19 protein-coding genes and 2 tRNA genes are annotated in these 18,610 nt (G+C 69.1%); 13 read left to right on the top strand and 8 right to left on the bottom strand.

The window, feature by feature from the left end; all coding sequences use genetic code 11:
- Nucleotides 1-172: 172 nt before the first annotated feature.
- The 6 genes from rsmG to rpmH all read right to left on the bottom strand — a co-directional run bounded on the left by rsmG (nt 173) and on the right by rpmH (nt 3,179).
- Nucleotides 173-859 carry a 16S rRNA (guanine(527)-N(7))-methyltransferase RsmG gene (gene rsmG / locus IEX47_RS07715; protein ID WP_188783429.1) on the bottom strand — a complete coding sequence of 229 codons (687 nt, stop codon included), beginning with the start codon at nt 857-859 and terminating at the stop codon, nt 173-175.
- Between the two features lie 77 nt (nt 860-936).
- On the bottom strand, nt 937-1,422 hold the full coding sequence (locus IEX47_RS07710; protein WP_188783724.1) for a Jag family protein: 486 nt from the start codon (nt 1,420-1,422) through the stop codon (nt 937-939).
- A 35-nt stretch (nt 1,423-1,457) separates the two neighbouring features.
- Nucleotides 1,458-2,390 carry a membrane protein insertase YidC gene (yidC, locus tag IEX47_RS07705; protein WP_229662751.1) on the bottom strand — a complete coding sequence of 311 codons (933 nt, stop codon included), beginning with the start codon at nt 2,388-2,390 and terminating at the stop codon, nt 1,458-1,460.
- Nucleotides 2,391-2,423: 33 nt separating this feature from the next.
- Nucleotides 2,424-2,672 (bottom strand): membrane protein insertion efficiency factor YidD, encoded by a 249-nt coding sequence (yidD, locus tag IEX47_RS07700; RefSeq protein ID WP_188783427.1) that lies wholly within the window; start codon nt 2,670-2,672, stop codon nt 2,424-2,426.
- Nucleotides 2,669-3,004 (bottom strand): ribonuclease P protein component, encoded by a 336-nt coding sequence (rnpA, locus tag IEX47_RS07695; protein WP_444544077.1) that lies wholly within the window; start codon nt 3,002-3,004, stop codon nt 2,669-2,671. The genes yidD and rnpA overlap by 4 nt, the downstream gene beginning before the upstream one ends.
- A gap of 37 nt (nt 3,005-3,041) precedes the next feature.
- Nucleotides 3,042-3,179, bottom strand: coding sequence for a 50S ribosomal protein L34 (gene rpmH, locus IEX47_RS07690; RefSeq protein WP_131581681.1), 138 nt, complete (start codon nt 3,177-3,179; stop codon nt 3,042-3,044).
- Between the two features lie 509 nt (nt 3,180-3,688).
- Here rpmH and dnaA point away from each other — a divergent pair.
- From dnaA to IEX47_RS07630, 13 genes are all read left to right on the top strand, one after another.
- On the top strand, nt 3,689-5,152 hold the full coding sequence (gene dnaA, locus IEX47_RS07685) for a chromosomal replication initiator protein DnaA (protein WP_188783425.1): 1,464 nt from the start codon (nt 3,689-3,691) through the stop codon (nt 5,150-5,152).
- Nucleotides 5,153-5,606: 454 nt separating this feature from the next.
- A complete protein-coding gene (gene dnaN, locus IEX47_RS07680; protein WP_188783424.1) occupies nt 5,607-6,737 on the top strand; it encodes a DNA polymerase III subunit beta in 1,131 nt (376 codons plus the stop codon).
- Between the two features lie 79 nt (nt 6,738-6,816).
- Nucleotides 6,817-7,794 carry a phosphogluconate dehydrogenase (NAD(+)-dependent, decarboxylating) gene (gnd, locus tag IEX47_RS07675; protein WP_188783423.1) on the top strand — a complete coding sequence of 326 codons (978 nt, stop codon included), beginning with the start codon at nt 6,817-6,819 and terminating at the stop codon, nt 7,792-7,794.
- Entirely contained in the window at nt 7,795-8,964 is a 1,170-nt protein-coding gene (recF, locus tag IEX47_RS07670; protein WP_188783422.1) for a DNA replication/repair protein RecF, read from the top strand.
- Nucleotides 8,954-9,592 (top strand): DciA family protein, encoded by a 639-nt coding sequence (locus IEX47_RS07665; RefSeq protein WP_229662722.1) that lies wholly within the window; start codon nt 8,954-8,956, stop codon nt 9,590-9,592. The genes recF and IEX47_RS07665 overlap by 11 nt, the downstream gene beginning before the upstream one ends.
- Before the next feature lie 247 nt (nt 9,593-9,839).
- Nucleotides 9,840-11,897 carry a DNA topoisomerase (ATP-hydrolyzing) subunit B gene (gyrB, locus tag IEX47_RS07660; RefSeq protein ID WP_229662721.1) on the top strand — a complete coding sequence of 686 codons (2,058 nt, stop codon included), beginning with the start codon at nt 9,840-9,842 and terminating at the stop codon, nt 11,895-11,897.
- Nucleotides 11,898-11,948: 51 nt separating this feature from the next.
- Nucleotides 11,949-14,618 carry a DNA gyrase subunit A gene (gyrA, locus tag IEX47_RS07655; RefSeq protein ID WP_188783420.1) on the top strand — a complete coding sequence of 890 codons (2,670 nt, stop codon included), beginning with the start codon at nt 11,949-11,951 and terminating at the stop codon, nt 14,616-14,618.
- Entirely contained in the window at nt 14,618-15,127 is a 510-nt protein-coding gene (locus tag IEX47_RS07650; RefSeq protein WP_188783419.1) for a DUF3566 domain-containing protein, read from the top strand. The genes gyrA and IEX47_RS07650 overlap by 1 nt, the downstream gene beginning before the upstream one ends.
- A gap of 95 nt (nt 15,128-15,222) precedes the next feature.
- Nucleotides 15,223-15,299: transfer RNA gene (locus tag IEX47_RS07645), tRNA-Ile, on the top strand.
- Between the two features lie 132 nt (nt 15,300-15,431).
- Complete coding sequence (locus IEX47_RS17930; RefSeq protein ID WP_229662720.1) at nt 15,432-15,548, top strand: DLW-39 family protein; 117 nt, start codon at nt 15,432-15,434, stop codon at nt 15,546-15,548.
- 30 nt (nt 15,549-15,578) lie between these two features.
- Nucleotides 15,579-15,654: transfer RNA gene (locus IEX47_RS07640), tRNA-Ala, on the top strand.
- Nucleotides 15,655-15,798: 144 nt separating this feature from the next.
- Nucleotides 15,799-16,032: a PLDc N-terminal domain-containing protein gene (locus IEX47_RS07635; protein ID WP_188783418.1), complete on the top strand. Its 234-nt coding sequence runs from the start codon at nt 15,799-15,801 to the stop codon at nt 16,030-16,032.
- Nucleotides 16,029-16,721 (top strand): type 1 glutamine amidotransferase domain-containing protein, encoded by a 693-nt coding sequence (locus IEX47_RS07630; protein WP_188783417.1) that lies wholly within the window; start codon nt 16,029-16,031, stop codon nt 16,719-16,721. Before IEX47_RS07635 ends, IEX47_RS07630 begins: the two co-directional genes overlap by 4 nt.
- Nucleotides 16,722-16,724: 3 nt before the next feature.
- Here IEX47_RS07630 and IEX47_RS07625 read toward each other — a convergent pair whose 3' ends face one another.
- Together IEX47_RS07625 and IEX47_RS07620 are read right to left on the bottom strand one after the other, a co-directional pair.
- Nucleotides 16,725-17,225: a PaaI family thioesterase gene (locus tag IEX47_RS07625; RefSeq protein ID WP_188783416.1), complete on the bottom strand. Its 501-nt coding sequence runs from the start codon at nt 17,223-17,225 to the stop codon at nt 16,725-16,727.
- Between the two features lies 1 nt (nt 17,226).
- A complete protein-coding gene (locus IEX47_RS07620) occupies nt 17,227-18,393 on the bottom strand; it encodes a thiolase family protein (RefSeq protein WP_188783415.1) in 1,167 nt (388 codons plus the stop codon).
- Nucleotides 18,394-18,610 lie beyond the last annotated feature (217 nt).

Raw genomic sequence — 18,610 nt, 5'->3', positions numbered from 1 at the left:
TCCAGACCGTCACTCGACCACGCCGGCCCGCTCGCTCCTCCCACATACCCCCAGCGCGGGCAGGACGCGGGCGATGCGTCGATGGTCACCCACGGCTTCCGCCGCCTTCAGCAGAACGCAGGAACGCCCCGTCGACAGCAAGTGCTGTCAACGGGGCGTTCCACCTGAAACATCAGCTGCGGCGGGACCGTCGCTTGGCCGCGCCGTTCGCCTTGCGCGGCCCGGAGGCCGACGCCACCCGCGGAACAACCCGCGCCCGCGCCGGGTCCGCCCACGCGATCCGCACAGCCAGCGTCGGCTCCGGGATCAGGCCCTCGCCGACCGGAAGGACCTCCGGCTCTGCGCACCCGAAGGCGCGGAGCACCGGTCGCGCTTCCTCGATCTCGTCAACGATCGCGCTGCCCTTCAAAGCAACAAGAGCACCGGTCGGCGCCACAAGCGGCATCGACCAGGTCAGCAGGCGCTCCAGCGGAGCGACAGCGCGCGACGTCACGACGTCGAAGCGCTCCTTGCCATGGAGCACGTCGGCCTTGCCTCGCACCACGACGACATTCGTCAGGCCCAACTCGTCGACGACCTCCTGGAGGTACGTCGTCCGACGGAGGAGGGGCTCGATCAGGGTCAGGCGGAGATCGGGCCGGGCAATGGCAAGAACCAGGCCGGGGAGACCGGCTCCGCTGCCGATGTCAGCCACCGAGCTCTCCTGCGGCAACAGCTCAGCGAGCGCACCGCAGTTGAGGAGGTGGCGCTCCCACAGGCGCGGGACCTCCCGAGGGCCGATCAGTCCGCGGGTCACTCCATCGGTCGCCAGCGACTCGGCGTACCGCTGGATGAGGGTGAGGCGGTCAGATGAGAACACCCCCCGCGCAGAGGCCGGGGCCTCGGGCAGCGCGGGGGGTGTTTCACGTGAAACGTCGTTCACGGAAGTCGAGCCTCTCAGGCGGGCAGAACGACGACGTAGCGGCGCGGCTCGACGCCCTCAGACTCCGAGTTCAGCCCAGCGGCCGCCACGGCGTCGTGGACGACCTTCCGCTCGAACGGCGACATCGCCTTGAGCGAGACAGGAGCACCGGTCTCCTTCGCCTCGGCGACGGCCTTCTCGGCGACCTTGATCAGGTCCTCGCGCTGGCGCGCGCGGTAGCCGCTGATGTCGAGCATGAGGCGCGAGCGCTCGCCGGTCTCGCGGTAGACGGCAAGGCGGGTGAGCTCCTGCAGGGCGTCCAGCACCTCGCCCTTCGCACCCACGAGCTGGCTCAGGTCCGCGCCCACGATCGAGACCGCGGCGCGGTCGCCCTCGACGTCCATGTCCAGATCGCCGTCCAGGTCGGCGATGTCCAGGAGCTCCTCGAGGTAGTCGGCAGCGATGTCGCCCTCGTTCTCGAGGCGCTCGACGCGACTCGGGCGGGTCGCCGTCTCGGTCACCGTGGTCTCGGTCGTCTCGGTGGTCGTCTCGTCGCTCACTTCTGCTCTCCCTGCGGGCGGTTCTTCTTGCGCTGCTCGCGCGTCTGCTTCTTGGGCTGCTGACGGGTGGGAGCCGGAGCCTCGGGCGCCTGCTCCTCGACGACGGTCGTCGTCGCCACGACGCCGCCGTGGCGGGCCGCCTTGTGCGCGTCACGCTTCGCCTTGGCCTCGGCCGCCGGCGTACCGGGGACCGGGTTGTTGCGGATGACGTAGAACTGCTGGCCCATCGTCCAGAGGTTCGAAACCGTCCAGTAGATCAGGACGCCGATCGGGAAGGCGACGCCGCCGATCGCGAAGACCAGCGGGAGGACGTACAGCAGGATCTTCTGCTGCTGCGCGTACGGGCCCTCCATGGCCGACTTCGGCATGTTCTTGCTCATCAGCTGGCGCTGCGTCGTGAACGTGGTGACCAGCATGGCGATGACGAGCGTCAGCGCCATGATCTGGATGCCGTGGTCACCGTGAGCGCCGTTGAACGTCTTCGAGATCTGAACGCCGAAGAGCTTCGCGTGATAGAGCTGCGTCGCCTGGGCGTCCGTCAGGATTCCCTTGCCCTGCTGGTTCTTCGCCGCGTGGTCGAGCAGGCGGAAGAGGGACAGGAAGATCGGCATCTGCAGCAGGATGGGCAGGCACGAGGCGAACGGGTTGGTGCCCGCGTCCTTGTACAGCTTCATCGTCTCCTGCGTGAGCTTCTCGCGGTCGTGGCCGTACTTCTTCTGCAGCTCCTTCACCTGGGGCTGCAGCAGCTGCATGTTGCGCGAGGCCTTGATCTGCTTCACGAAGAGCGGGATCAGGGCTGCGCGGATCACCACGGTGAGGGTGACGATCGACAGGGCCCAAGCCGCGCCGCTGGAGGGATCGAAGATCTGTCCCCAGACCTTGTGAGCTCCGACGAGCACGATCGAGATGAGGTAGTAGAGCGGCGTCATGATGAAGCTGCCGATAGCACCGAAGATGGACACTCAAGCTCCTTGAATGGGGGCGGAGGGTGCAGAACGAGTGGGGGGCACCGGGTCGTAGCCGCCGGCTGCCCAGGGGTGGCAGCGGCCGAGACGCCGGAGTGCGAGCCAGCTGCCACGGACACTCCCGTGCTTCTGCACCGCCTCGAGGGCGTACGCCGAGCAGCTGGGGTGGTAGCGGCAGACCTGGCCGTAGAGCGGACTGATGACGATCCGATAGAGCTTGAGGAACCCGATCAGGACGTACTTCATCGCCCGATCCGCTCCAGCGCAGCGTCGAGATCGCGGCCGAGGTCGTCGTACGACGCATCGGCCGCGGACGGCAGCGCACGGACCACGAGCACAGCAGAGCCCGGGAGCGACTTCAGTCGTTCCCGGGCCAGGTGTCGCAGCCGGCGCTTCACGCGGTTGCGGATGACAGCAGGGCCGACGGCCTTGCTCACCACGAATCCGACACGAGCCGGCGACCCGCCCCCGTCGGTCACCCAGAGATGGGCGACCAAGGTGCGTGTGCCGGCTCGACGGCCCTGCCGCGTTGCCTTCCGGAAGTCCTCACCAGCGACGAGCCGGTGCTCCCGGGGCAACAAGACGGATCAGAACCGCAGCGGACCCGAAGTGGGCTCAGACGGCGATCTGCTTGCGGCCCTTGCTGCGGCGCGCGGACAGGATGGCGCGGCCGGCGCGGGTGCGCATGCGAAGGCGGAAACCGTGCTTCTTGTGACGGCGACGGTTGTTCGGCTGGTAGGTGCGCTTGCTCACGACTGCTTCTCCGATGCGGGGAATTGATTCCAGGGATAGTCCACGTCCGGTGTGTCGGCAGAGGCAGCTTGAGTTCGGCTGGCACCGCCCACCCACGCACACACCCGCAGGATGCGGGTGTCTCGTGGACATGCGGCACCGGTCGACACCGGGCAGACTGAGCAACGGTACGGGAGGCCGGATCAGGGGGTCAAACCACCGACGCCCCCACCTGTGGATGAACCCTTGCTGGCGCCCTCGTCTGCGGGTTACGTTCACTGCCTGGCCGGGGGGCGGACACGCGCCGTACGCCGGTCGGCGGAGCACGTGTGACGTGGGTCATGTGGATCACCGAAAACCGCTCTGACCTGCACGAACAGCATCCATACCCCGGGTCCGGAGGGGGTTCCGGACAGCTTCATCCACACCCCGTGGGCAATCCCCACAACCTGTGGATAAAGTTGTGGAACGCAGTGCCGCCCGGATCGACCCCACGGTCGACCGGGCACGAATGTGACGCAGACGACCGTATGGGGCGGTCGTCCCACGAGGTGAAGGGTCGACGCATAGTGGAGAACTCCCAGGCCAGTCCTGACCTGGCGACCGTCTGGCGCAACCTCGTCAGCGATCTCCAGCCCAACCAGCGGGCCTGGCTCAGCACCAGTGAGCCCGTCACCCTCCACGAGACCACGGCGATCATCGCCGTCCCCAACGACTTCACGCGGACCCAGCTCGAGGGCCGCCTGCGCACCCGCCTCGAGGACTCGCTCTCCGAGGCGTTCGGCACCAACATCCGGATCGCGGTGACGGTCAACCCGCAGCTCGATCACGGCATCAGCGCCGACGAGGTCTCCGCGCAGGGCCGTCACGCCGTCGAGCCCGAGCGCCCCGCCGTCGTACCGCAGTCGATGGATCGATATGTCGACACGTCGACAAGTGAGGCGCCGAGTGCGCTCGAGACCCGGCTCAACCCCAAGTACGTCTTCGAGAGCTTCGTCATCGGCTCGTCCAACCGCTTCCCTCACGCGGCGGCCGTCGCGGTCGCCGAGGCGCCGGGCAAGGCGTACAACCCGCTGATGATCTACGGCGACTCGGGTCTGGGGAAGACGCACCTGCTCCACGCCATCGGCCACTACGTCCGCTCCCTCTACACCGGGGCGAAGGTCCGCTACGTGTCGAGCGAGGAGTTCACCAACGACTTCATCAACTCGATCCAGAACGGCAAGCAGGGCCAGTTCCAGAAGCGCTACCGCGACATCGACGTCCTGCTGATCGACGACATCCAGTTCCTCGAGGGCAAGGAGCAGACGCAGGAGGAGTTCTTCCACACCTTCAACGCGCTCCACAACGCCAACAAGCAGATCGTCCTCACCTCCGACCGCGCCCCCAAGCGGCTCGAGGCGCTCGAGGACCGGCTCCGCAGCCGGTTCGAGTGGGGCCTGATCACCGACGTCCAGGCCCCTGACCTCGAGACCCGCATCGCGATCCTTCGCAAGAAGGCGGCGATGGACCGGCTGACCGCTCCGCCGGAGGTCCTCGAGTTCATCGCCTCGAAGGTGCAGACCAACATCCGCGAGCTCGAGGGTGCGCTGATCCGCGTCACCGCGTTCGCCAACCTCAACCGCCAGGAGGTCGACATGACCCTGGCCGAGATCGTGCTCAAGGACCTCATGCCCGAGGGCGGCGAGCCCGACATCACCGCGGCGCAGATCATCGCCCAGACGGCGGCGTACTTCGGCGTCACCATCGACGAGCTGACCGGTCCGAGCCGCGGCCGGCACCTGGTGACCGGACGACAGATCGCGATGTACCTCTGCCGCGAGCTGACCAACATGTCGCTGCCCCAGATCGGTCGCGAGTTCGGCGGTCGCGACCACACGACGGTCATGTACGCCGACCGGAAGATCAAGGACCTGCTCGCCGAGCGACGGGCCGTGTTCAACCAGGTCTCCGAGCTGACCAACCGCATCAAGATGCAGACGCGGGCCGGCTGATCCCGCTCCCCGGACAGCGTCGAGCACCGAATGACACGGAGTTCCACGGCCCTCGAGGCTGTGGAACTCCTGTCGTTCCAGGTCCGAATCACAAATGAGTGATCTGTGGACAACTGTGGGAACAGCGCACAGGGCACGGGCGAAACCACAGGCAGGTGCCGTCTGTGCCGTGCCAGCGCACAGGGGCTGTGCACTTGAAATGGCCCTCTGACCTGCAGGAACAACAGTTGTCCACAGTTTCCACCGAACCTACGACAACGATGAGACCTATCAAGCACCCATCGACCGTGCAACGACATCCGGCCGGCAAGCTGGGGAGAACCTCCCTCCGCCCGCACCTCTCGAGAGCCCTCGGCAAACCACAGGTTCCGTAGCGGCCTCCCGATCGCTCTGGGCGCATGGCAGGATGCTCAGTCCAGACTTGTCATTCCCCCTGCACGGAGGCAGAAGAGACGTGAAGTTCCGCATCGAGCGCGACGCCCTCGCCGACGCAGTGGCCTGGGCCGCGCGCTCCCTGCCCGTGCGTCCGAGCGTCCCGGTCCTCGCCGGCCTGCTCATCGAGGCCGGCCAGGAAGGCCTGGTCCTCTCGACCTTCGACTACGAGACCTCCGCGCGGGCCACGCTCAACGCCGAGGTCGCCGACGAGGGCACCGCCCTGGTCAGCGGCCGGCTGCTCGCCGACATCTGCCGCAACCTGCCCGCCAAGCCGGTCGACGTGATCCTCGACGGCTCGCGGGTGACGCTCACGTGTGGCTCGGCCCGCTTCTCGCTGCAGACCATGCCGGTCGAGGACTACCCGAGCCTGCCGGACATGCCGGCCGCGACGGGCACGGTCTCCTCCGACGCCTTCGCCCAGGCGGTCAGCCAGGCGGTCACCGCGGCCGGTCGCGACGACATGCTCCCGGTGCTCACCGGTGTCCGCATCGAGATCGAGGGCGAGTCGGTCAACCTGCTCGCCACCGACCGCTTCCGCCTCTCGCACCGCGAGCTGGTCTGGCACCCGCACACGCCCGACGAGTCCGCGGCCGCGCTGGTCCCGGCGAAGGTGCTCGCCGACACGGCCAAGTCGCTCACCGCAGGCAGCCAGATCACCATCGCGCTCTCCGCCTCGGGCACCGGCGACGGCATCATCGGCTTCGAGGGCCAGGTCGGCGGCGGTGTGCGGCGTACGACGACGCGCCTGCTCGACGGTGAGTTCCCCAAGGTCCGCAGCCTCTTCCCCAGCGAGCACCAGACCGTCGCCGTGGTCGACAAGGCGCAGCTGATCGAGTCGGTCAAGCGCGTCGCTCTCGTCGCCGAGCGCAACACCGCGATCCAGATGGCGTTCTCCGACGGCGTGCTGACCCTCGAGGCCGGCTCGGGTGAGGACGCCCAGGCCAGCGAGGCCCTCGCGGCCGAGATCACCGGCGAGGACATCACGACGGGCTTCAACCCGGCGTTCCTCCTCGACGGGCTCGGCGCCATCGAGGAGCCGGTCGTCGAGCTCGCGTTCACGCAGTCGAGCAAGCCCGTCGTCATCAGCGGCAAGTCGGAGGGCTCCGCCGGCTTCCGCTACCTGCTGATGCCGCGCCGCCTGCTCTCCTGATTCTCCGCCGGCGGCGCTGACGACCTCGGTGGCTGCCGGTACTCCTGCACGGCTACCAACCCACCCGGAGGAACCAGCCATGGACATCGGACTCATCGGCCTCGGCAAGATGGGCGGCAACATGCGCGAGCGGCTCCGCCGCTCGGGCCACACGGTCGTGGGCTACGACCGCAACCCCGACCTGGCCGACGTCGGCTCGCTCGAGGAGCTCGTGGCCGCACTGCCGTCGCCGAAGGTCGTCTGGGTCATGGTGCCGGCGGGTGAGCCGACGCGCTCGACCGTCGCCGAGCTCAAGGAGCTCCTGGGTGAGGGCGACGTGATCGTCGACGGCGGCAACTCGCGCTGGACCGACGACATCGCCAACGCCGCGTCGCTGGCCGAGAAGAAGATCGGCTACGTCGACTGCGGTGTCTCCGGCGGCGTGTGGGGCCTCGAGAACGGCTACGCCCTGATGTACGGCGGTGCCGCTGAGGACATCGCGAAGGTGCAGCCGGCGTTCGACTCCCTCAAGCCCGAGGGCGACTTCGGAGCGGTCCACGCCGGCAAGGTCGGCGCCGGCCACTTCTCGAAGATGGTCCACAACGGCATCGAGTACGCCCTCATGCAGTCGTACGCCGAGGGCTGGGAGCTGCTCGAGAAGGTCGACCTCGTCGACAACGTGACCGAGGTCTTCCGCTCCTGGCGCGAGGGCACGGTCATCCGCTCGTGGCTCCTCGACCTGCTCGTCACGGCGCTCGACGACGAGCCCGGGCTGGAGAGCATCGCCGGCTACGCCGAGGACTCCGGCGAGGGTCGGTGGACCGTCGAGGCCGCGATCGACAACGCCGTCCCGGTGCCCGCCATCGCCGCGTCGCTCTTCGCGCGGTTCGTCTCGCGCCAGGACGACAGCCCGGCGATGAAGGCGATCGCCGCGATGCGCAACCAGTTCGGTGGCCACGCGATGAAGACCGAGGCGCCCGCCGGTGGTGACGTCGAGGGCCGCAAGGGTGGCCCCGAGGTCTCCGAGGCTGCGGCGAAGGCCGGCGCGGGCGACGGCCACGTCCCCGGCGAGAGCTGAGTGCACGTCTCCCACCTGACGCTCCACGACTTCCGGTCGTACGCCGACCTCGACGTCGCGCTGGAGCCGGGGCCGGTGGCGTTCATCGGACGCAACGGGCAGGGCAAGACCAACCTCGTCGAGGCGATCGACTACCTGTCGCGCCTCTCCTCGCACCGCGTCGCCAGCGATGCGCCCTTGGTCCGCGCAGGCGCGAGCCAGGCGATCATCCGGGCGGCGGTCGTGCGTGACGGTCGCTCGGCGACGCTGGAGATCGAGATCAACCCGGGCAAGTCCAACCGCGCGCGGATCAACCGCTCGCAGCTCCCCCGCGCCCGCGAGCTCCTCGGGCTCGTCCGCACGGTGGTCTTCGCCCCCGACGACCTGACCCTGGTCAAGGGCGACCCGTCCGACCGCCGCAAGTTCCTCGACGACCTGCTGGTGCTGCGCCACCCGCGCATCGCGGGCGTCCGCTCCGACTACGACCGCGTGCTCCGCCAGCGCAACTCGCTGCTCAAGACCGCCGGCCTGGCCCGCGGGTCCGCGCGCGAGGGCGCGATCGCGACGCTCTCCGTGTGGGACGAGCACCTCGCCCGCTTCGGTGCGGAGCTGCTCGCCGCGCGCCTGCGGCTGGTCGCCGACCTCGCGCCGTACGTCGGGAAGGCGTACGCCACGGTGGCGCGCGGTGCCGGGCGCGACGACGCGGCGATCGCGTACAAGGCGTCGCTGCCGAGCATCGCCGAGGACGGCACCCCCGTCGACGCCGGAGCCATGGAGGTCGCCTGGCTCGAGGCGCGCCTGCTCGACGAGGTCGAGCGGCGCCGCAAGGACGAGCTCGACCGCGGTGTCTCCCTGGTCGGCCCCCACCGCGACGAGCTGCTCCTCACCCTCGGCAACGGGGAGCTGCGGCTGCCGGTGAAGGGCTACGCGAGCCACGGCGAGTCCTGGTCGTTCGCGCTCGCGCTCAAGCTGGCGTCGTACGACCTGTTGCGCTCCGAGGGTGACGACCCGATCCTGATCCTGGACGACGTGTTCGCGGAGCTCGACTCCGGACGCCGCGAGCAGCTGGCCGACCTGGTGGCCGGCGCCGAGCAGGTGCTGATCACGGCGGCGGTCGCCGACGACGTCCCCGCTGCGCTGGCCGGCGTGCGGTACGCCGTGGGCGAGGGTGTGGTCTCCCGTGAATCCTGAGGGCGAGCCGGACGCTGCGCTCGGCGAGGAGTCGGCGGACGAGGCCATTTCGGCGGGCCGAGCCACCGAGGACGGCTCAGCCACTGTGGACCGCTCGACCTCCGAGGTCGACCACGACCCCACCGGGCTCGACCTCGCGAAGACGATCGCGCGGTCGATGGCGGGCGCGGCGAAGAACGCTCCCCGCGCCAAGCGGAAGTGGGTCAGCCCTGCCGCCGAGCGGGCTCGCCGTACGGAGGGTCCGCGGGTCTCGGGGGCGCACCCCGACGAGCGCGACCCGCAGCTCCTCGACACCACGCTCGGCCGCCTCGTGGCCGACCACGGGTGGGCGCTCGACCTCAAGGTGCACGCGGTCTTCGCGCGGTGGCCCGAGCTCGTCGGCGCCGAGGTGGCGCAGCACTGCCAGCCCACGGCGTTCGCCGACGGCCGGCTGACCGTGCGCACCGGATCGACGGCGTGGGCGACGCAGCTGAAGCTGCTCGCGCCGACGCTCGTGCGCCGTCTCAACGAGGAGATCGGGCACGGCTCGGTCACCATCATCGACATCGAGGGACCGACCGCTCCGAGCTGGAAGAAGGGCCGTCTGAGTGCCCGTGACGGGCGGGGTCCGCGCGACACCTACGGGTGATCCACGGGAGGGCGTCCGTGGCGGCCTGAGGGCCCCATCGCCGGTATGGGGAGTCATCTCCCCCCGTGTTCGGGCCTCCGGAGGCCCTTTTCTGTCCACAGAGGGCCACATTTCGCGTCTTGTCCCCCTTTCGGCCGCGCAGGTCGTAGGCGTAGGAGGCCCTGCCCGGTACCATGGAGGGATCGAGGTCGTGCATTTCTGATGGACGACCTTCTGCATGTACGGACACGAACGAAGAGGTCGCCGGGTGTCGGAGCAGGACCAGGTCAACAACGAGTACGACGCATCGGCGATCCAGGTCCTGGAGGGCCTCGAAGCAGTCCGCAAGCGTCCCGGCATGTACATCGGCTCGACCGGTGTGCGGGGCCTGCACCACCTGATCTGGGAGATCGTCGACAACGCGGTCGACGAGGCGCTCGCCGGCCACTGCGACGAGATCCTCGTGAAGCTCAACGCCGACGGCTCGGTCAGCGTCGTCGACAACGGCCGCGGCATCCCGACCGACACGGCTCCCGGCCAGGAGATCCCGGCCGCGACCCTCGCCCTGACCGTCCTCCACGCGGGCGGCAAGTTCGGCGGCGGCGGCTACAAGGTCTCCGGTGGTCTCCACGGCGTCGGCTCGTCGGTCGTCAACGCGCTCTCCGACAAGCTCAAGCTCGAGATCAAGAACCGTGGCTACCTCTGGGAGCAGGAGTTCGCGCTCGGCACGCCGGTCTACGACCTGCGCCAGGTCCGTCCGCTCGAGGAGGGTGAGCGCACGGGCACGACGGTGACCTGGTTCGCCTCCCCCGACATCTTCGAGACGACCGTCTACAACCTCGAGACGATCACCAACCGCTTCCGCGAGATGGCCTTCCTCAACAAGGGCCTCCGCATCGTCCTGCGCGACGAGCGCCCCGAGGCGGCCGAGATCGTCGACGCGATCGAGGACGACACCGTCGCCGACGAGATCGACCACGCGAGCGCCGACCAGCCGCACCGCGAGGGCGAGGCGCTCGAGATCGTCTTCCAGTACGAGCGTGGCCTGGCTGACTACGTCGACCACCTCAACAAGCGGAAGGCCACGCTCTCCCCGATCATCGCCTTCGAGGCGGAGACCGGCGATGACGCGCCCAACCCGATGAGCCTCGAGATCGCGATGCAGTGGCAGGCCTCGTCGTACAACGAGAGCGTCCACACGTTCGCCAACACGATCAACACGCCCGAGGGTGGCACGCACGAGGAGGGCTTCCGCGCGGCGCTCACCACGCTGATGAACAAGTGGGGCGAGACCTGGGGCCTGATCAAGAAGAAGGAGGACAGGCTCACCGGTGACGACATCCGTGAGGGCCTGACCGCCATCATCAGCCTCAAGATCTCCAACCCGCAGTTCGAGGGCCAGACCAAGGCCAAGCTCGGCAACACCGAGGCCAAGGGCTTCACGCAGGGTTGCGTCAACGACCAGCTCAGCGACTGGCTGGAGAAGAACCCCACCGAGGGCAAGGACATCATCCGCAAGGCGCAGGCTGCGGCGACCGCGCGCATCGCTGCCCGCAAGGCCCGCGACCTGGCCCGCAACCGCAAGGGCCTGCTCGGCGGCGGCGGACTCCCGGGCAAGCTCTCGGACTGCCAGTCGACGAAGCCCGAGGAGTGCGAGGTCTTCATCGTCGAGGGTGACTCCGCCGGTGGCTCGGCCCGCCAGGGTCGCGACCCGCGGATCCAGGCGATCCTCCCGATCCGCGGCAAGATCCTCAACGTCGAGAAGGCGCGCATCGACAAGGTCCTGGCCAACCAGGAGGTCCAGGCGATCATCTCCGCGCTCGGCACCGGCGTGCACGAGGAGTTCAACCTCGAGAAGCTGCGCTACCACAAGGTCGTGCTGATGGCCGACGCCGACGTCGACGGCCACCACATCAACACCCTGCTGCTGACGCTCCTCTTCCGCTTCATGAAGCCGCTCATCGAGCACGGCTTCGTCTACATGGCGCAGCCGCCGCTCTACCGCCTCCGGTGGAACAAGCCGGCCGAGCACGAGTTCGTCTACTCCGACTCCGAGCGTGACGCGCTCATGGCCGACGGCCTGGCCAACGGCAAGAAGCTCCCCAAGGAGAACCCGGTCCAGCGCTACAAGGGCCTCGGCGAGATGAACGCCGAGGAGCTGTGGGAGACCACGATGAACCCCGACCAGCGCCTCATGCTCCAGGTGACCCTGGACGACGCCGCCCAGGCCGACGAGATCTTCTCGACCCTCATGGGCGAGGACGTCGAGCAGCGCCGTTCCTTCATCCAGCGCAATGCCAAGGACGTTCGATTCCTCGATATCTGAGTCTCTAGACCCAGATTTAGATTCGAGTAGACGAGATCAGAAAGCCTCATCGTGACTGACACTCCCACCGGGACCCCCGTTCCCTCCGGCGGCCGGATCGAGCCCGTCGAGCTGCAGACCTCCATGCAGCGCGCCTACATCGACTACGCGATGGCGGTCATCGTCGGCCGCGCGCTGCCCGACGTCCGCGACGGCCTCAAGCCGGTGCACCGCCGCGTCCTCTACGCGATGTACGACGGCGGCTACCGCCCCGACCGCGGCTTCTCCAAGTGCTCGCGCGTCGTCGGTGACGTCATGGGTCAGTACCACCCGCACGGTGACTCGGCGATCTACGACACCCTCGTCCGCCTCGCCCAGCCGTGGGTGATGCGCGCTCCCCTGGTCAACGGCCAGGGCAACTTCGGCTCGCCGGGCAACGACTCCGCCGCGGCCATGCGATACACCGAGTGCCGCATGGCGCCGCTGGCGCTCGAGATGGTCCGCGACATCGAGCAGGACACCGTCGACTTCCAGCCCAACTACGACGGCCGGTCGTCGGAGCCGACGGTGCTGCCGTCGCGCTACCCCAACCTGCTGGTCAACGGCTCGGCCGGCATCGCGGTCGGCATGGCGACCAACATCCCGCCGCACAACCTGCGCGAGGTCGCCGAGGGCGCGCAGTGGGCGCTCGAGCACCCCGACGCCTCCCGCGAGGAGCTGCAGGACGCGCTCATCGAGCGGATCAAGGGCCCTGACTTCCCCAACGGCGCGCTGATCGTCGGCCGCCAGGGCATCGAGCAGGCCTACCGCACGGGTCGTGGCTCGGTCACCCAGCGCGCGGTCATCGAGATCGACGAGGACAACCGGGGTCGCACCTGCCTCTCGATCACCGAGCTGCCGTACATGGTCAACCCGGACAACCTCGCGCTCAAGATCGCCGAGCTCGCCGACAGCGGCAAGATCCAGGGCATCTCCGACGTACGCGATGACTCGTCGGGCCGCACCGGTCAGCGCCTGGTCGTCGTGCTCAAGCGCGACGCCGTCGCGCGCGTGGTGCTCAACAACCTGCTGAAGCACACCGAGCTGCAGACCAACTTCTCGGCCAACATGCTCGCGCTGGTCGACGGTGTGCCGCGCACGCTGACGATCGACCAGTTCATCAGCAACTGGGTGGCCCACCAGATCGACGTCATCCAGCGTCGTACGCGCTTCCGCCTCAACGAGGCCGAGGAGCGGGCGCACATCTACCGCGGCCTGGTGAAGGCCCTCGACATGCTCGACGAGGTCATTGCGCTGATCCGTCGCTCCCCCGACGTCAACGACGCGCGCACGGGCCTCATGGAGCTCCTCGAGATCGACGAGATCCAGGCCAACGCGATCCTCGAGATGCAGCTGCGCCGCCTGGCCGCCCTCGAGCGCCAGAAGATCATCGACGAGCTCGCCAAGCTCGAGGCGCTCATCGCGGACCTCAAGGACATCCTCGAGAAGCCGGAGCGCCAGCGCGCGATCATCAGCGAGGAGCTCGCGGAGATCGTCGAGAAGTTCGGCGACGAGCGGCGCACGCAGATCATCGCGGCCGACGGCGACCTCTCCATGGAGGACCTGATCCCCGACGACGAGCTGGTCGTCTCGATCACCCGCGGCGGCTACGCCAAGCGGACCCTCGCCTCGGCGTACCGGCTGCAGAAGCGGGGCGGCAAGGGCGTGCGTGGTGCGTCGCTCAAGGGCGACGACGTGGTGGAGCACTTCATCTCCACGACCAACCACCACTGGCTGCTCTTCTTCACGACGGCCGGCCGCGTCTACCGGACCAAGGCGTACAACCTGCCCGAGGCGTCGCGTGACGCGAAGGGCGGCCACGTCGCCGGCCTGCTGAGCTTCCAGCCCGACGAGTCGATCGCCCAGGTGCTGGCGATCCGCGACTACGACCAGGCGCCGTACCTCGTGCTCGCCACGAAGCACGGCCTGGTGAAGAAGACCCGCCTGGGCGACTACAACTCCCCGCGCCAGGCCGGCGTCATCGCGATCAACTTCCGCGAGGACGACGACGAGCTGATCGGCGCCGAGCTGGTCAACAGCGAGGACCACGTGCTGCTCGTCTCCCGCAAGGCGCAGGCGATCCGCTTCCCGGCCTCGGACGACCAGCTGCGCCCCATGGGTCGCGCGACGTCCGGCGTCTCGGGCATGAAGTTCCGCGACGGCGACGAGCTGCTCTCGATGGCGGTCATCCGTGCCGAGCAGATCGCGGCCGAGGAGGCTGCCGAGGAGGCCGGCGAGACGCCGGAGGAGTCGGCGGTCGTCGAGCAGTACGTCTTCACGATGACCGACGGTGGCTATGCCAAGCGCTCGCGGATCTCCGACTACCGCGTGCAGTCGCGCGGTGGCCTCGGTATCAAGGCGATGCAGCTCAGCGACGAGAAGCGCGGCGGCCTGGTCGGCGCGTTCATCGTGGTCGAGGGCGACGAGATCCTCTCCATCACCAACAGCGGTCAGGTCGTCCGCTCCCCCATCGACGACAACTTCCCCGCCAAGGGTCGCTCGACGATGGGCGTGAAGTTCGTGACCCCGAAGAAGGGTGACGCCGTCGCGGTCGTCGCTCGCTCGGTCGAGGCGCGCGACGAGGACGCCGAGGGCGACGCCGAGGGTGCCGAGCTCGAGAGTGCAACAATCGAGGCTCCTGAGGAGAGCGAAGCCGGCACCACGGACGTGCCGGCCGAGACGACCGACGAGAGTGAGCAGTGATGAGCGACGAGGCGCCGAAGCAGACGCTGGGTGAGCGGATCAACAGCGCGATCGCGTCCGCGAGCGTCGAGATGCGCGCCAGCGCCAACCCGGAGTCGAAGGAGCACGCGGCTGCCGCTGCGGAGGTCCACGGCCGCAGCCCGCGCAGGGCGCGCCTGCGACTGACCCGCATCGACCCTTGGTCGGTCATGAAGACGTCGTTCCTGCTGGCGGTCGCCTTCGGCATCGTCACGGTCGTCGCCGTGGCCGTCGTCTGGGCGGTCCTCGGCATCGCCGGCGTCTGGGACTCCATCAACTCCACCGTCGGTGGCGTCATGGGCGGCAGTGGCGACGGGTTCGACGTCAGCAACTACCTCGGCACCACCCGCGTGCTCGGCTTCACGATGCTGATCTCGGTCATCGACACGGTGCTGATCACCGCCGTCGCCACCCTGACGGCGTTCCTCTACAACATGGCCGCCGCCCTGCTGGGTGGCATCGAGGTCACCCTCGCGGAGGACCAGAACTGAGCTGTGAGTGACGTCTCCGGACCCCGTTTTGGAGCTTCGACGGGGCCTCCGGTAACGTTCCGCCACGGTTCACACCACGGCTGCGTGCAGCCGACGCGCCTATAGCTCAGACGGTTAGAGCACCACACTGATAATGTGGGGGTCGGAGGTTCAAGTCCTCCTAGGCGCACCACGCACCACACCGCCCGCGATCCCCTGGACGCGGGCGGTGCGCATTTCGGCGTACGCCGACGGGCCGGTGCCACTGGTCGAGGGGCCGGGACCGATGTGGGACGCGGCCCCGGGCGTTGGTAGCCTCTCGCCCATGAAGAAGATCGTCCTCCTCGCCCTGGCCGCCGCTGCCGCCGTCTTCGCCAAGAAGAAGCTCGACGCCTCCAAGGCCGAGCAGGCGCTGTGGGCCCAGGCCACCGACCAGGTCTGATCCACTTCCCCGTACGCCGCGGCGTACGTCGGGGCCTTGGCGCAATTGGTAGCGCACCTGCTTTGCAAGCAGGGGGTTAGGGGTTCGAGTCCCCTAGGCTCCACCACCTGGACGGCGATGCACGCACGCTGGCTGCGTTGTCGTCGATCGCTCCGCTCACAGATCGACTTCCTTCCTCCGCCTTGCCATCGCGCGCACCGCGCCGCCCAGGCCGCCCAGGCCGCCCGGCCGCCCGGCGTAGTGTCGGAGGATGGCCATCTCGCTGATCTTCGTCCTGTCCGCCCTCGTGCTGGGGGCGGTGGTGGTTGCGCTCTTCGTGTGGTGGCTGCTGGTGCTCATCGACTGCCTGCGGACGCCGGATGCCGTGTGGCAGGCCGCCGGCGAGAACCAGGTGGTCTGGCTGCTGGTGCTGATCCTGCTCGGGTTCGTCGGCGCGATCCTCTACGTGGTGCTCGCCCGGCCGAAGGTGAGGGCGATCGCATGACGAAGCGGATCATCAACGTCGTCACCAACGTCAGCCACTACGACGACCCGTCGCACCCGACGGGGCTCTGGCTCTCGGAGCTGACCCACGCGTGGGAGGTCTTCGAGGAGCATGGCTTCGAGCAGACCCTCGTCAGCCCCGCGGGCGGGGCAGTGCCGCTGGAGCCGCGGTCGCTGAAGTTCCCCAGCTTCGACCGGTCGGCGAAGGCCTGGCACGGCGATCCCGCGCGGATGGGGCTCCTCGAGCGCACCGCGAGCGCCGACGACATCGACGCCTCGGCGTACGACGCGATCTACTTCACCGGCGGCCACGCGGTGATGTACGACTTCCCGGGCAGCGCGGGGCTGCAGCGCCTGACGCGCGAGATCTTCGAGGCGGGCGGCGTCGTGTCGTCGGTCTGCCACGGCTACTGCGGCCTCCTCGACACGACGCTCTCCGACGGCTCGCACCTGATCGCCGGGCGCCGGATGACCGGCTTCGCGTGGACCGAGGAGGTGCTGGCGCGCGTCGACAAGCTCGTGCCGTACAACGCGGAGGAGGAGGCGAAGAAGCGCGGTGCCCTCTACGAGAAGGCGAAGCTCCCCTTCGTGCCGTACGTCGTGACCGACGGCCGCCTCATCACGGGCCAGAACCCCGTCTCGGCCAAGGCGACGGCGAAGAAGGTCGCCGCCGCCCTGCTCGAGCGCTGATCCTCAGCCGACCGGCATCAGCAGGCAGGTGGCAAGCGCCTGCGCGACGAGGCGACCGGAGGCGTCGACGATCCGCGCCTCGGCGGTCGCCGTACGCCGGCCCATCGCGACGACGGTGCCCGTGCAGGTGAGCGTGCCGCTCGCCAGCGTCGCCGGGCGGGTGAACTTGATGGTGAGGTCGAGCGACGTGTAGCCCGTGCCGGGCGGGAGCCGGGTGTGGACCGCGCAGCCCAGGGCAGTGTCGGCGAGCGTGGCGAGAATGCCGCCGTGGACCGAGCCGAGCGGGTTGTAGTGCCACTCGTGCGGCTCGAGGCTGAAGACCACGACGCCGTCGCCCACCTCGACCGGCTCGATGCCCGTCGTGGCCGCCGCCGGAGCGGCCGGGAGCTCGCCCCGGCCGATCCGCTCGAGGAACTCACGGCCGCTGAGACCGTGGCCCGCGCCGGCCAGGGCTGCCGGGTCGTCCCAGGTGTAGGTGCGCTCGCGCCGGGTCAGGACGTCCATGTCAGAGCCTCTCGATGATGGTGGCGTTGGCGAGGCCGCCGGCCTCACACATGACCTGGAGGCCGAAGCGGCCCCCGGTCTGCTCGAGGTTGTTGAGCAGCGTGGTGGCCAGGCGCGCGCCGGAGCCGCCGAGCGGGTGGCCGATCGCGATCGCGCCGCCGTTGACGTTGACCTTCGCGAGGTCGGCGCAGGTCTCCTGCTGCCAGGCCAGGACGACGGAGGCGAACGCCTCGTTGACCTCGAAGGCGTCGATGTCGGCGAGCGCCAGACCAGCCCTGGCGAGCACCTTCTGCGTGGCCGGGATGATGCCGGTCAGCATGAAGACCGGGTCGTCGCCGGCGACGGCGAACGAGTGGACGCGGGCGCGCGGGGTGAGGCCGAGACGCTGGGCCGCCTCCTCGCTCGCGACGAGCACGGCGGCGGAGCCGTCACTGACCGGCGAGCTGTTGCCGGCGGTGACGCGCCAGTCGAGGTCCGGGTAGCGGGCCTCCCACGCCTCGCTGCGGAACGCCGGGCGGAGGCCGGCCAGTCCCTCCACCGAGGTGCCTGAGCGGATCGTCTCGTCGGTCGCGAGGTCGTTGACGTGCACCACCTGGCTGTCGAAGAGGCCCTCCTTCCAGGCGCGGGCCGCGCGCTCGTGCGACTCGGCGGAGAACTCGTCGAGCTGGGTGCGCGAGAGGTTCCAGCGCTGCGCGATGAGCTCGGCGCTGATGCCCTGGGGCACCAGCCCGCCGGCGTACCGCTCGGCGACGCGGGGACCGGCGAAGTCCTTGCCCTGGAACTGGGAGCCGATCGGGACCCGGCTCATCGACTCGACGCCGGAGGCGATGGCCACGTCGTACGCGCCGGCCATGACGCCCTGGGCGGCGAAGTGGAGCGCCTGCTGGCTGGAGCCGCACTGGCGGTCGACGGTGACGCCGGGGACGGACTCGGGGAAGCCGGCGCCGAGGAGCGCCCAGCGCGCGGTGTTGCCGGACTGCTCGCCGATCTGGCCGACGGCGCCGCTGATCACGTCGTCGACGACCGCGGGGTCGATGCCGGTGCGCTCGACGAGCGCCGCCAGGGCCGTGGCGTGGAGGTCGACGGGGTGGACCTGGGAGTACGCACCGCCGGGCTTGCCCTTGGCGAGCGGGGTGCGGACGGCATCGATGATCACTGCTGACTTCATGGAGGTTCCTTCCTGGACGGCGGCACCCTGACTAATGGCGCCCATAGCCAGACAGTACGACCTGACTATGGAAATAAGAAGACAGGTAGGCTGGAGACATGGATCACCCGGAGCAGACCCCCGACGAGACGCCCGAGGCGCTGACGCTGCTCGGCGCCTTCCAGGACCGTGACGCCTGGACGGCCGAGGGCTGGTGCCGCGTCGGCCGCGCGCTCGA

The sequence above is a fragment of the Nocardioides phosphati genome, from assembly GCF_014646375.1.
GTDB lineage: Bacteria > Actinomycetota > Actinomycetes > Propionibacteriales > Nocardioidaceae > Nocardioides > Nocardioides phosphati.
Note: the sequence above shows the minus strand (reverse complement) of the source record. Positions and strands in the feature narration are given on the sequence as shown.